We start from the raw sequence: 14,909 nt of genomic DNA, 5'->3' as shown, positions 1-14,909 counted from the left end.
CATCTACATCGTCACTCATCTGCCATCGGAGACCGCATCGTGACCTCCTTGCTACTGCTCTCGGAAATTGATTGGACCTCGGGTCCAATGTTAATGTTGTACTTCGTTTTGATCGCGTTCGTCGCGTTCTTGGTGACGTTCAAACAGTACTACATCGTCGTCGGTCCCGACCGTGCGATCGTTAAATCTGGACTCGGCGGACTCGACGTGACTACCGCGGGCGGCAAATTCATTGTGCCGATGTTCCACCGCTTTGAGTTCATGGATTTGACACTGAAGAGTTTCGAGATCCATCGTCAAGGCAGCGAAGGGTTGATCTGTAAAGACAACATACGAGCCGACATCAAAGTGGCATTCTTTATTCGAGTCGACAAGACCGACGAAGAAATGCGCGAGGTGGCTCAATCGATCGGTGCAAAGCGATGTAGCGAACTGGAAACACTGCGTGAATTATTTGATGCGAAATTCAGTGAAGCTCTGAAGACGGTGGGTAAACAGTTTGATTTTGTCGACCTGTATGATCAACGTGACAAGTTCAAAGAAGAAATCTTGAAGGTGATCGGTACCGATTTGAATGGTTACCGATTGGACGACGCGGCGATCGATTATCTCGAGCAAACACCACTAGAAATGCTCAGCCCCAACAACATTCTCGATGCCGAGGGGATCAAAAAGATCACTGAGTTGACCTCGACCGAAAAGGTCAAAGAGAACCAGTTTACTCGCGACAAAGAAAAGACACTGAAGAAGCAGGACGTTGAAGCGGAAGAAACGATCCTGGAGCTCGAACGCCAACGTGTCGAAGCGGTCGAGAAACAGAAACGCGAGATCGCTGAAATCACCTCACGTGAACAAGCCTCTGCCGCCAAAGTGCGGGAAGAACAGCGACTCGAAGCCGAACGGGCTCGGATCGCAACCGAAGAGGAATTGGGGGTTGCCGAAGAGAATAAATCGCGTCAAATCCTGGTCGCTCAGCGGAACAAGGAAAAGACCGACGCGGTGGAACTGGAACGTGTCAATCGCGATCGCGATTTGGAAATGACCGAGCGATTGCGAGTGGTCGGAGTCGCCGAGGTCGAGAAAGAGAAGGCGATTGAGATCGAGAAACGCAACATTCAAGAGGTGATTCGCGAACGTGTCGCGGTCGAACGGGCCGTGGTCGAAGAGAAAGAGCGAATCAAGGACACCGAAGAAATCGCGGCAGCCGACCGGCTGAAAAAAGTCCAAGTGACTGCGGCCGAGATGAAGGCCGAAGAAGAATTGATTCGTGTGACAAAACAGGCGCAAGCAGAAAAGGATTCAAGCACGTTAATCGCGGAAAAGATCCGGATCGAAGCCGAAGCGCGTCGCGATGCTGCCGAGAAAGACACGGCGGCAAAGAAGATGTTGGCCGAAGCCGACGCAGCCACTGCGGCTGCTTCAGGGTTGGCCGAAGCGACGGTGCAAGAAGCCAAAGCGACCAGTCTGGAGAAGGAAGGCAGCGCCGAAGCGATCGTGCTTGAGAAGAAAGCCGTCGCCGAAGCCAAGGGAATCGAAGCCAAGGCCCAAGCGATCGAGAAGCAAGGTTTGGCCGAAGCGAACGTGGCACGCGAGAAGTATCACAGCGAGGCAACGGGAATCACCGAGAAAGCCGAAGCGATGAAACAGCTCGACAGCGTCGGCAAGGAACACGAAGAGTTCAAGCTGAAGCTCGAGAAAGAGAAGGACGTCGAGATCGCAGCGATCGATGCTCAACGCGGCATTGCCGAAAGCCAAGCAGGCGTTATGGGCGAAGCCCTGCGAGCGGCGCGGATCGATATTGTCGGTGGCGACGGCGAGTTCTTTGAACAGATTACGTCGGCGGTCAAGGGAGGCAAAGCGATTGACCGGTTTGTCTACAACAGCCGTGTGGCGACCGACATCAAAGACACGTTCTTTGATGGCAACGCTGACTACTTTCGTGACCAGTTGTCGGATTTGATCAAGCAATTCAATCTGGACGCCGACTCGGTCAAAGATTTGTCGATCGCGGCGTTGATCGCCAAGATGATGGGATTGGCAAAGACCGATGATGTTCGCTCGCAATTGACCAGTTTGTTAGGCGTCGTGGGCACCGCCAACATCGCCGATCAAAAAGCAAGTCGCGTGTTAACTCCCGCCCTGCCGGCCGACAGTAAAGCAAGAAAAGGCAAAGCATAAGTCCCAACGGGACGATTCGTAGTCCCAACGGGATGGCCCTGTGTCAGCCCAGGGCAACGCCCTGGGTTTGCCAAAACAAGATGCACGATAGCCCCAACGGGGCGGCGCTAACCCATTGGAGATGAAACAATGCCTCAATCGTTATCTAAAGTTGCGATTCATCTCGTGTTCTCCACCAAGCACCGACAATCCGTCCTAAAACCACGTAGCCTTTGCGACGAGTTATACGCCTATATGGCGACGATTCTTCGTGACAACGTTGACTCGCCTGCCATCATTATTGGGGGCGTCGAGGATCATATCCACGCATTGTTTTTGTTAAGTCGAAACTTTGCCATGAAAGATGTCGTACAACAGGCGAAAACAGAGACGAGCAAATGGGTGAAACGCCAAGCGACATCGTTGTCGCAATTTTCGTGGCAGGGAGGATACGGAGCGTTTTCGGTTAGCGAGTCGAACATTGCAGAGGTAAAAGCTTACATCGCCAATCAGGAAATGCATCATCGGAACATGACTTTTAAAGAGGAGTTCCGAGAACTTTGTCGCCGACATGGCATTACGATCGACGAGCGTTATGTTTGGGATTAGAGCCGTCCCTTTGGGACTAGTGCGGATGGATCATGACCAAACCCAGGGCGTTGCCCTGGGCTGACATAGCACCGGCCCGTTGGGCCTCACCCACATCCGGCCGGACGAGCTGGAACTACAAACTGAACACAATACCCCCAACCAATTAATGACCGTTTGATCTTGACCTATGACCGACACTCAACTTGCTGCTGGAACCTACGAGGTGCTTCGCAATCGGCTTCGCGATGCGTCGGCGGACTTGCGTGCGCGTCTCGCCAAGCTGAACGAAGAACGGGCGACGGTCTTTGGCAATATCGAAACGAGGCTGATTACCACCGAACGTGTTACCACCGAACACAACTGTGTGCCGCGTGACTTGATCTCGGTCGGCGACAAGTTTCTGTTTGGCTACAATGTCCAATTCGGGCTGAAAACCGAAATCGAACTCGCCGACGTCTTTTCGGTCTATCGTTTTGCCGATAACCAATTCCACCAAGAATCACTCGACCCGATTGGTGATAAGCGTTTTGCCAACGATTTTCACGAACTGTACCGGTTCTACAAAGGCACCGCCTTCGCCCGCTTTTTCCGCGCCGGACCGATGTTGCATATGGTGTTCCGTGTCGGTAAAAGCAATCGTGATATCAAAAGCTTCAAATGGCGGGTGACCCCGGATTCGATCGAATATCTTGATAACCGCAGCGAGCACGAGGTTCGTGATCCGCAGCAGCACGAGTTCACTTGGAAACGCACCACGCGAGACCAGCATCACTACGGTGCCCATCCTCATATTTCGATCGAAGACCGTGTCTTTATCGAAACGGTGGGCGGCGATTTGACCGTCAAGGTCGAAAACAATACCGATTCGGGCGAAGGCATCTATGCCGAACCGGTCGATCATCGCGACCAGAAACTCGACGACGCCGAAATTCATTACGCGATCGTTGGCAATCTTGTGCTGATGAAAGTGCGTCCGTACCAGGAAGACAAGACACGGTATATCGTCTTTAACGGCAAAATCCAGCAAGCGATTCGCCTCGATGAAATCGAACATGCTTGCGTGATGTTGCCCGGCGACCAAGGTTTGATCTTTCCCGGCGGCTACTACTTGCAAACCGGCCAATGCAAACGGTTCGATCATGGTCTTAGCGACATGCGTTATCAACGCACGGTCGCAGCAGCCAATGGCGAAGATTTTCTGTATCTGTTCTACAATCACGAATCGGGGACCTATGTCCAGCTTCGCTACAACCTGATTCGGCAATCGGTCGACACCCCATTGGTGTGCAACGGACAAACTTTGTTTGATGCTGGCGAGATGGTCTGTTTCAAAACGCACGACCAGCCGCAAAAGCACCATGCGATCCAGGTCTGGCAAACTCCGTTCACCAGCGCCGACCATGTTCCGGAAAATCAGACCGACTCGTTGCTGTTCAAGATCGGCAACAAAGAAATCGTTCGCGGGATGGCTGAATGCAGTGAACTGCTGCAATTGATCGACAAGGACGACAGCTACGACGGGTTGTACGTTGACCTTGTCAAGAAAGCTTCGGATGTGCTTGACAGCTATTTCTGGATCGACAAACCCGAGACTGAAAAGCTCTCTGAACCGCTGCAGAAAATTCGCGAAGCCGCCTCGGCCGCCGTCGAAGAATTTGAAAAGGTTGTTCGCGTTCGTCGTGATACGCAGACGCAAACCAATCAAGTGCAGCAGGACGTCGAGGCGCTCGTCAAAGAGATCGAGCGAGGGCGTTTCGAGTCGATCGAAGATTTTGTCGATTTTCTGGCTAAATTACGGCAACAACGTGGGCACGCCCTTGCGCTGAAAGAACTGCGATATGTCGATCTTGAATTGGTCGAAACGCTGGAAAAGACCACCGCTGAACGTGCGGAACGGCTCAGTCGACGCTGCGTTGATTTTCTGCTGACTCCTGGAGCCCTCGATCCGTATCAAGAACAAGTGGCCGACGCAGGCGAGGCCGTGTCGCAAGTACAAACGGTTGCCGAGGCGAAAAAACTAGGCGAGACGGTTGATGAATCCGCCAGCCAGTTGGAGCTGTTGACCGAGACGGTCAGCAATCTACGGATCGATGATTCGACCAAACGCACCGAAATTATCGATGCCATTGGAAACGTATTTGCTTCGCTGAACCGCGTTCGCAGTTCGCTAAAGGCACGTGTCAACGAATTAGTCAGCGTCGAAGGGCAAGCCGAATTTGCATCGCAACTAAAACTGCTTCAACAAACCACCGCCGGCTATTTGGACGTCAGCGACTCGGCCGCCAAGTGTGACGAGTACCTGACCAAGGTGATGGTCCAATTGGAAGAACTGGAGGGGCGGTTTGCTGAATTTGATGAATTTATCGTGCAATTGGCACAACGACGCGAGGATGTCTATGCGGCATTCGAATCACGAAAAGTTCAGCTGACGGAAAAACGCAACCGACGTGCCGAGTCGTTGTCCTCGGCCGCCGATCGAATCTTAAAGGGGATCGATTCGCGAGTCCGTTCGATGGAATCGAGCGATGAAATTGCCGCTTATTTTGCTGGCGATTTGATGGTCGAAAAGGTACGCGAGATCATCGAACAGCTTGGTGATCTCGACGATGCCGTCCGTGTGGAAGACCTGCAAAGCCGGTTGAAAACGATTCGCGAAGATGCCTCGCGACAGCTGAAGGATCGCCAAGATCTTTACGAAGACGGTGGCGACGTGATTCGGTTGGGCCAACATCGATTCGCCGTCAATACACAGCCATTAGATCTGACCACGGTGCTTCGCGGCGGTGAGATTTGTTTGCACTTAACGGGCACCCAGTTTTTCGAGCCACTTCGTGACGAGGCACTTTCCGCAGCAGAAGATCTTTGGAACCAGGAACTGATCAGTGAAAACGCGGACGTTTATCGCGGTGAATATCTGGCCGTCGATTTGTTTGAATCGCTGACATCGTCATCGGCCAGTCCGATGGATCCAAAATCGATCGATTTGAAATGGATCCAACCGCAGCTTGCCGGCCGGTTTAGCGAAGGTTATTCCAAGGGGGTTCACGACGGGGACGCGATACAGATTTTGTCGACGCTGTTGAAAATGAGTCAAACGATTGGCTTGCTACGTCATTCGCCATCGGTTCGATCCGCATCGTTGTTGTGGTTCACCAAAATTCTTGATGCGAAACAGAACAAGGCGTTGACACAGTGGATTGGCGGGTTTGCAAAACTTGCCAAAGCATACCCTCATGCCAAGCCGGCGATTCAGTTTCGTCAACGGCTTGCCGAACTCGCGTCGATTGACCGATCGCACTGGGCGCCGATCTTTCCCGCCACGGTGAATGAGCAGCGGATTGCCGACTATTTGTTTGAGCAATTGGTCGCCGATGGGCGTAAGAATGCCGCCAGCAAACGGGCGGTTGATCTCTATCATGCGTTGGCCGAAACGTTGCCTGAATCGGATCGACAAAAGTTGCTCGAAGGTTCGCTGAAAAACAATCAATCCGATCCGGTCGCGACCTTTATCTTGGCTCGCAATTGGGCCGAGGCATTTTTGCAATCGCATGCAAAGCCGAATGAATTGGATCCAGCTCTGTTCTATCTCGATGAACTCGCGTGGCTGATTCAGTGCGGAGGCACCGAGTCGATGGCGGTGGCCGACGCTGCGGTCGCAACAAGACTCGAGTCGATGGCGGGAGCCCATTCGCGAATCGAAAAAGGCGTTTTGACGCTACATTATCACGAACTACTCGACCGTGTCCGCAGCTATCGTCGGGACGTTGTTCCGCGATTTGAGCGATTGCACGAAACGAAAACGAAATTGGTGGATGCCGCACGTGAGGAGATGCGGTTGGAAGAGTTCAAACCGCGCGTGTTGACTAGCTTTGTCCGCAACCGCTTGTTGGACGAAGTTTACTTGCCACTGATTGGCGACAATCTTGCCAAACAAATGGGATCGGCGGGCGCCGACAAGCGAACCGATCGAATGGGATTGTTGCTGTTGATCTCGCCACCGGGTTACGGCAAGACGACGTTAATGGAATACGTCGCCAACCGGCTCGGTATCGTGTTCATGAAAATCAATGGACCGGCAATTGGCCACGCTGTCACTTCGCTGGATCCCGCCGAAGCGCCCAATGCCGCAGCTCGCGAAGAGGTCCAGCGGCTGAATTTGGCGCTCGAGATGGGAGACAACGTGATGCTGTATTTAGATGATATCCAGCATACGCATCCCGAATTTTTGCAAAAGTTCATTTCGCTTTGTGATGCCACTCGAAAAATTGAAGGCGTTCGCAATGGCAAAACTCGTACCTATGATCTTCGCGGCCGACGCGTTGCCGTGGTGATGGCGGGCAACCCGTATACCGAGAGCGGCGAACGGTTCCAGATTCCGGATATGCTTTCCAACCGCGCCGATGTGTACAACTTGGGCGAAATCATCGGCGATTCGGCTGACGCATTCGAGATGAGCTATTTGGAAAACTGTTTGACCAGCAATCGTACGCTGGCTCCGCTGTCGACGGTTCCGGTCGAAGATTCACGTGCGATCATTCGTGCCGCCGAGCGAGATTCGATCGAAGGCATCGAGCTAGAAAGCAATTTGTCGATGGATCAAGTCCGCGAGATGTTCGAGGTGATGCGCAAATTGTTGCGAGTTCGCGATGTCGTGCTGAAGGTCAATCGTGCCTACATTCGCAGTGCTGCCCAAGCTGATTCCTATCGAACCGAGCCTCCGTTCAAATTACAAGGTAGCTATCGAAACATGAATCGCATCGCCGAGCGAGTGGCGGGAGTTATGAATGAGAAGGAATTGCAAACGCTGATTATCAGCAATTACGAACAGGACGCGCAAACGTTGACCACCGACAACGAAGCCAACGTGCTGAAGTTCAAAGAATTGATGGGGATTTTGACGACCGAAGAGAAAGAGCGTTGGGATTCGATCAAGTACGCGTTCGTCGAAAGCGTTCGCATGCAGGGCATGGATAGCGAAGACCAAGTCGGCCAATTGATGCGTCAGCTCGGTGCGATGCGAGACGGGCTGGAATCGATTCGCCAAGTCATCTCGCGTGCAATTGCGGTGGGCAGTGATGGAGCCGAAGAGAGAATGGATGCGCGAATCGATTCTCTACGTCAAAGTGTGATCGCGTCGGCGTCTCAGCTTTCCGAAACGCTGCATGCGACCAGCAAGAATTTGGAGCGAATCAGCGAGCATCAGGCAGCGTCGCAGCCAGACCAAAAAGTTTTAGTACAGCACAAGGTGCCCCGAGTGTTAGTGGATCTCGTCAAAGGCCAGTTCCATTTGATGCAAGAATGGCTGCGTCCGATTCTGACCGAGTCGCTCGAAACCGGCCGCGACCTGGAGGCACTGAAAACTCAACTCGAAGCGATGCTGAAAAACTATCAGCAAATGGAATCGGTGATGGAACCGGGCAAGCAAAACCTGACCCCACCGCAGTAGGCTGCCAAACTTGCATTGGCAGAGGTGGCGGAAACGAGTTTGTGTATACTGAGCAGCTAGGCAGGAGTCTTTCCGTAGATTAGCCGCTTGGGCGCTCGCCACGGTTCCGACATTCAACCGGGGCCAGCGCCCAAGTAGCTAACGGGATTTCTCAATGATTCCTGCCTGCCTGCTTAGCGTTGTTGTTCGCATCAACATCTGCTCCTTCCTACTCCCCTCAATACACGCTTCCCATGCCATTTTTCTCATTGCATCATTGCGTTTTTGCATTTCTAACGCTGGCAATCTTTATTCACCCCAGTTCACTCCGGGCGGATACGTCGGACCGACCGAACATCATCTATATTCTCTCGGATGACATGGGGTTTTCGGATATCGGTTGTTATGGCGGCGAAATCAAAACCCCCAACCTTGACTCGTTAGCAGAACACGGCGTTCGCTTCACTCAGTTCTACAACACCGCGCGTTGCTGTCCAACGCGGGCGAGTTTGCTTAGCGGTTTGTATCCTCATCAAGCCGGTGTTGGCCATATGATGGACGACCGAGGCTATGAGGGTTACCGCGGTGAACTGAATCGAAACTGCGTGACCATTCCCGAAGCACTCAAAGAGGCGGGCTATCGTTCGTACATGTCAGGCAAGTGGCATGTCACCAAAGCAATCAATCCCAAGACGGATGCTGATAAAGCAAATTGGCCGCGGCAACGTGGATTTGATCGCTTCTACGGCACGATCCACGGCGCGGGCAGCTTCTTTGATCCCAACACGCTGACGCGGGACAACGAATTTATCTCGCCATATGCAGATCCTGAATATGGCAAAGAAGACTGGCCCGGCGAAACTTACTACTACACCGACGCAATTGCCGATCATGCGGCTCGGTTTGTCCGCGATCATCATTATCAAACCGGTGACCAGCCCTTTTTTATGTACGTGGCTTTTACTGCCGCGCATTGGCCGATGCACGCGCTGGACAAAGACATTGCAAAATACAAAGGAACGTACGATGCGGGCTACGATGCGATTCGAGATGCTCGTTACAAACGAATGATCGAACTCGGGTTGATCGACGCCAACAGTACCGTCAACTGGCCGATCCCCGATGCTTGGAAAGAAACCAAGTTTTGGGAATGGGACAAACGAAATATGGAAGTCTATGCCGCGATGATCGATTCGATGGATCAAGGCATCGGACGGATTGTTCAATCGCTGAAAGACACCGGGCAATTCGAGAACACGCTGATCTGTTTTCTGCAGGATAACGGCGGCTGTGCCGAAGGATACGGCCGCGGTGGTGTGGGGGGCGATCGGGCGGACAAGCCGACGTTGGCGGTGTTGCCTGCGGACTATCTACAGCCCGACATGACACCCAAACAGTCACGCGATGGGTTTGTGATGCGAACGGGCAAAGGGTCGATGGCGGGACCTGCGGATACGGCGATCGGTTACGGACGCGGTTGGGCCACAGTATCCAATACGCCCTTTCGTGAATACAAACACTGGACCCACGAAGGCGGCATCTCAACACCCTTGATCGTGCATTGGCCTGCAAAGATCAAACGACACGGGGAACTGGAAACGACTCCGGGACATTTGATCGACTTGATGGCGACCGCCGTGGATGTGTCCGGAGCGAACTATCCCACCACCTATCACGATGGCAATAAAATCAAGCCTATGGAAGGAAAGAGCTTGGTTGCCTTGTTTGCTAAGGATGCAAGCACCCGCGATGAGTTTGATCGCGAGGCGATCTACTGGGAACACGAAGGGAATCGTGCCGTTCGCGTGGGCGATTTCAAATTGGTGGCAAAGGGAGTGAAAGGCGAGTGGGAACTTTACAACATCGCCAACGACCGCAGCGAACAACGGGATTTGAGTACCGAGATGCCTGAAACCGTCGAAAAACTCGCTGCCATGTGGCAAGCCTACGCCGAGCGTGCGAATGTATTGCCGCTGAAACCAGGGAACAACAAACACAACGAAAACGCGTCAATGAATTTGAAACAAACTCGTTTCAAACTCAACAGCGGCGACAAACTCGATCGGACCGAGGCCCCTTATTTGAAGAACAGGGCGTTTACAGTCACCGCCGACATCGATGCCCAAGGAGACGGTGTGATCGTGTCTCAAGGCGGATCCTCGCTGGGTTGGTCGTTGTATCTGAAAAACGGAAAACTCTGTTTTGGATGGACCAAAAATGGCAAGCGAATGATCACGACATCCGATGCCAACGTCACCGGCGAGCTGCAAGTGACCGCGATTGTCAGTAAGTCAGGAACGGTTCGGCTGAAGATTGGCGAGCAACAAGTCGCCGAGTCCAAGATAGACGGGCTGCTGGGCGAACAGCCCCTCGACGGATTACAGGTAGGCCAAGACGACAATGGTGCGGTGGGGCCGTACGCGGTTCCCTTTCCACTCGCAGGTACCGTGAAGCAAGTCGTCATTGAATTGGTAAAATAGCTGGAAGCTGTTGTTCTCGGTATTATGTTTGCTGGAAATCTCGCAGCGGGGTATTCTAGATAACGCGGGGTATTCTAGATAACGCTGCTGAAGTATCTGCCGCTCCATTTTTGTCCAGGGTTGATTCACTGATATGCCAACTCGCCTCCCAAAAACGCAAACGCAATCCAGTCTGCCGACGCAGACTCCATCGCGTCGTGGATTCTTAAAGGGTGGGGGGATGATGTTGGCAGGCGGTGCGATCGCTGGCGCCGAACTTGGTGTGGCTCGTGCTGCCCACGCCTTCGGTAGTGATGCGATCCGGATCGGGTTGGTCGGGTGTGGCAAACGGGGAACCGAAGCGACGCTCGATGCGCTAAGCACTCATGGCGGCGAAGTTAAGTTGGTCGCGATGGCCGACGTGTTTGAAAACAATTTGCAATCAGCCTACCGATCAATCAAGGGAAAACATGCCTCGCGAGTCGATCTGGAGGATCGCCGCTTTGTCGGACTCGATGCCTACAAGAACGTAATGGCCAGCGACGCGGACGTTGTGATCTTGGCTACGCCGCCTGGATTTCGTCCGCTGCATTTCGATGCGGCAGTCCAGGCGGGCAAACATGTGTTTATGGAAAAGCCGGTGGCGACCGATGCTGTGGGAGTTCGCCGTGTGCTGGCGACCAATCAAATTGCCATCGAAAAAGGGTTGTCGGTTGCAGTGGGATTGCAGCGGCGTCACGAAGTTCGCTACCGCCAATGTGTTCAGCGGATCCAGGACGGTGCGATTGGCGAGATCGTTTTTGCTCGGGCTTATTGGAACGGATCTGGAGTGTGGGTGCGACCGCGGTCCGCAGAGCAAACCGAACTCGAATATCAGCTTCGCAATTGGTACTACTTCAATTGGCTCAGCGGTGATCATATCGTGGAACAACACGTTCACAATTTGGACGTGATCAATTGGTTAATGGGATCGCATCCGATCGAGGCTCAAGGCCAAGGCGGTCGCCAGCTGCGTGATGGGATCGACCACGGACAAATTTTTGACCACCACATGGTCGAATACAGCTATGCCAGCGGTACACGGATGTTGAGCCAATGTCGGCACATGCAAGGTTGCCGGACCACGATCGGCGAATTTGTGCACGGCACTCAGGGGTCGGCGGATATCGCCAACGCGATCTTGCGTGATTCGCGAGGCAACATGATTTGGCAAAGCGATGTGACTACGCGACGCGGTCAAAACGGTTACTCGCAGCAGCATGCCGATTGGTTCGCGGCACTTCGCCGTGGTGAAACGTTAAGCGAAGGCGAATATGGTGCGCACAGCACGATGACCGCGATCATGGGGCGGATGGCGACCTACAGCGGCAAAGTCGTTCGCTGGGACGATGCCATCAACAGCAACATTGAATTGGCGGATACCTCGGCAATGCATTCACTCGCTGATGCCGCGCCCGTGACTCCCGATGCGGATGGCCGCTATCCCGTCCCGGTGCCGGGCAGCAAGACCCGAATCGTCTAGCGTCCTTTCTGTCTGCCGCTCTTGATTCTACCCCCCCTGGTTTGCTAATCCTGGTGGTTGCCGACCCCGACGGAGCCAGGATGTCGCTGAGATTACGTAAAAACGTGCTTTCGCCTGCCATTGCCCTGATTTGGGCGTTGGCCACATCGGGGGTGCACTCGCAAGAGCTGACGCCAAGTTTCGCGGGCGTCCCTGCATTCGCAGACGAATTCGAATATGCTCCGTCGCCGATGATCGAAACGGTTGACCCCGCGTTCTTTGCCTTGCGTGAAACAGAGGTTCCACGATTTCGCAAAAGCTTCTATCAGGGAGCAGAACTGCTTGGCGGTTACTTGCTTGACACCGGAAATGCGGCGGGCGGGTTGGACATCACGTTCGAAGAGGTACGCGCTGGTTTCGCCGTGCCGCTGGGCAGTTTAGAGCACATCCTCGTGCTTCGCCCTTACTTTCGTGCCGATCATTTGAATGGACCCGAGACGGTCGATTTGCCCGGCACACTCTACAACACCGGGGTCACCTTCTTTAACCGTAAGCAATGGTCGAGCGTGTTTTCGACAACGCTTGTCGTCACGCCATCGATCCGCAGCGACTTTACAACGGACGAAAACGCACTGCGATTGTTTGGGTTGGGGTTGGTCAATTGGCAGTGCCGACCCGATTTGAGTTTATCGTTCGGAGCCGTCTACTTGGACCGCACCGACTTGCCACTATTGCCCGCGTTGGGGGCAACGTGGACTCCCACACCGCAGTGGAAAATCGATGCGATGCTGCCGCGTCCGAGGATCGCCCGTCGGCTTTCGAAAGACGGCGGCAATTCGGAATCATGGGCCTATCTTGGCGGTACTCTGGGCGGGAACACTTGGGCTGTCACTCGCGACAGTGGTAGGCCGGACGAATTAACACTCAGCGACCTGCGGTTGTTGGTCGGTTACGAGTGGGTGCAAGCTGGAAATCGAGGTTTCTTCGTCGAGTCGGGATACGCATGGAATCGTTCGATTGAATTCGAAAGCAGCGGCAGTGAGATTGATCTCGACGATGCACTGTTTGTCGAAGCCAGCGTCAAATTTTGATCTCGGGATCAACGTCGGTGTCGGTTTCGAGCGATGCATTCGCGGTGTCGTCGGACTTGACGGCGTCGTCGCTTTGCAGGGTGTCGCTTTGTAGGTCAGTCGATTCATCCCTATGTTCTTCGGCAGTCTCATCGGCGACCTTCGCAGCTTTTCTTGCTTCGCGACGTGCCATATGTTCGGCCGCCATCTCTTCGATCGACTGCACGTGATCGGGTTCAGGCTTGCCAAACTTCTTTTCGTACAACGACTCGATGAACTGTGGCAGGGGCACCTTCCATGGCTTGTGTTCGGTGTTGGCGAGTCGATCGAAGCGTTTGGGGGACATCCCCAATTCCCGCGCCATTTGGACTTGAGCGTGTGACAATCGATATTTCTTGCGAGCGTCGATCCAAGGCAAGAATTTGTGAGGAATGCGGGTGTTTTTCTTTTTCTTCTTGCTCATTATCAGCTTTAAGTACGTCGTCCATTAGTCAATTCGCTCGCCAGCGTGGGGAGGGTGTTGGGCGAGCCAATCCCAGATTGTATCAAGATCTGGCAAATGTTCGACGTCGTTTTGCAAAGAAGTTTCGCCACGAATGGCGGGACATCCACCTCGCGGTGCTACTAACACGGCGAGGGAATGTCGACAGGCGGGGGGGAATCTTGCGAGCGGTAGCGTCGAGGGTTCTAGCGTGATTCCGCCGGCAGCGTTGTGCTGGCCGCAACGGTGGAACCGGCCAACAGCCACTGGATCCCGACTCCGACTTGGTTGTAGGGCACCGAGATGTTGACCGTCACCGGCTGCATCTCGGCGGTGATTTCCGCCTTGGTCGCCGGAACATATTGGATGCTGTGTCCCGAGATACCTGCTTCGGCCAGTGACAGATTGATCATGTCATTTGCCTGTTGCTGCGTCTTGTCGCTGAGGGAGTAGATCCGGCATCCATTCAGAGACGCTTCTTGCAGCGAGTGCTGGACGGCCAACGCGCGAGAAACTTCGACCGACACCAGGATCATCAGCAGCACGGGTGGCAAGACGACGGCAAATTCCACCGCCGCGATCCCACGTGTTTTTTGTTTTCCCGCCGAACGCGGTTTGCAGTGGCGACGAGAAATCGATTTTGATTTTATCAATAACATGATGAACCTATTGCACTAAGACGGTACGGTTGATCGCGCCAACGATGTTGCGGTAAGCCTGTTTCAGCGTGCTGGTCAGTTCGCTTCCGCTGCCGGTCGCCGCAAAATGTTTGCCGCCGGTTGCGTTTGCAATCGCCGTCATCAGTGCGACATCCGCGTCATCCCCCAGGCTAATCGTGTGAATTTGGATGCCGAGGCTTTCGGCATAGTTCGCCATCGAAATTGCGTACTCGTCGGGGTCGTCTTCGGGTTTGTTGGCATTGCCGTCACTCATCACCACCATCAACAACTTGACTTCGTTTTTGTTGCTGTCGTGTTTGCGATGATTGCTGTACAGGTAATGGGCTCCATCGCGGACGGCGGCACCGATCGGAGTTCCGCCACCGTACTTGTTCGACGTCAACGAACTGCTTGACAAAATATCATTCTTCAAAGTTGTGAAATCGTCTGTCATCTGAGATTCGAGGATGCCTACCCAATCAGAGTCCGTGTCATACGGATCGGGAAACAAACTAGGCGGCGTGGCGGTATACATGACTCCGGTATGACCCTCGTCCTCGGGATCG

The 14,909-nt window shown here is 53.7% G+C and carries 9 protein-coding genes; 6 read left to right on the top strand and 3 right to left on the bottom strand.

The window, feature by feature from the left end:
- Positions 1–93: 93 nt before the first annotated feature.
- From RMSM_RS25470 to RMSM_RS25445, 6 genes are all read left to right on the top strand, one after another.
- Positions 94–2,178: an SPFH domain-containing protein gene (locus tag RMSM_RS25470; protein WP_008703405.1), complete on the top strand. Its 2,085-nt coding sequence runs from the start codon at positions 94–96 to the stop codon at positions 2,176–2,178.
- A 129-nt stretch (positions 2,179–2,307) separates the two neighbouring features.
- Positions 2,308–2,766: a transposase gene (locus RMSM_RS25465; protein ID WP_040769374.1), complete on the top strand. Its 459-nt coding sequence runs from the start codon at positions 2,308–2,310 to the stop codon at positions 2,764–2,766.
- A gap of 169 nt (positions 2,767–2,935) precedes the next feature.
- Positions 2,936–8,194 (top strand): DNA repair ATPase, encoded by a 5,259-nt coding sequence (locus RMSM_RS25460; protein ID WP_008703402.1) that lies wholly within the window; start codon positions 2,936–2,938, stop codon positions 8,192–8,194.
- 233 nt (positions 8,195–8,427) lie between these two features.
- A complete protein-coding gene (locus RMSM_RS25455; RefSeq protein WP_008703400.1) occupies positions 8,428–10,653 on the top strand; it encodes an arylsulfatase in 2,226 nt (741 codons plus the stop codon).
- 133 nt (positions 10,654–10,786) lie between these two features.
- Positions 10,787–12,154 carry a Gfo/Idh/MocA family protein gene (locus tag RMSM_RS25450; RefSeq protein ID WP_008703398.1) on the top strand — a complete coding sequence of 456 codons (1,368 nt, stop codon included), beginning with the start codon at positions 10,787–10,789 and terminating at the stop codon, positions 12,152–12,154.
- Positions 12,155–12,234: 80 nt separating this feature from the next.
- On the top strand, positions 12,235–13,224 hold the full coding sequence (locus RMSM_RS25445) for a DUF6268 family outer membrane beta-barrel protein (protein WP_040769376.1): 990 nt from the start codon (positions 12,235–12,237) through the stop codon (positions 13,222–13,224).
- On the opposite strand, the gene RMSM_RS42115 is transcribed toward RMSM_RS25445, so the two are convergent.
- The 3 genes from RMSM_RS42115 to RMSM_RS25430 all read right to left on the bottom strand — a co-directional run.
- Positions 13,214–13,666, bottom strand: coding sequence for a hypothetical protein (locus RMSM_RS42115; protein ID WP_008703394.1), 453 nt, complete (start codon positions 13,664–13,666; stop codon positions 13,214–13,216). The genes RMSM_RS25445 and RMSM_RS42115 overlap by 11 nt on opposite strands.
- 224 nt (positions 13,667–13,890) lie before the next feature.
- A complete protein-coding gene (locus RMSM_RS25435; RefSeq protein ID WP_008703388.1) occupies positions 13,891–14,343 on the bottom strand; it encodes a TadE/TadG family type IV pilus assembly protein in 453 nt (150 codons plus the stop codon).
- A gap of 7 nt (positions 14,344–14,350) precedes the next feature.
- A partial coding sequence (locus RMSM_RS25430; protein ID WP_040769373.1) for a vWA domain-containing protein occupies positions 14,351–14,909 on the bottom strand: 559 nt, incomplete at its 5' end.

The sequence above is a fragment of the Rhodopirellula maiorica SM1 genome (assembly GCF_000346295.1).
In the GTDB taxonomy this organism is placed as follows: Bacteria; Planctomycetota; Planctomycetia; order Pirellulales; family Pirellulaceae; genus Novipirellula; species Novipirellula maiorica.
The sequence above is the reverse complement of the archived record's forward strand: the minus strand, read 5'-3'. Positions and strand labels throughout refer to the sequence as shown.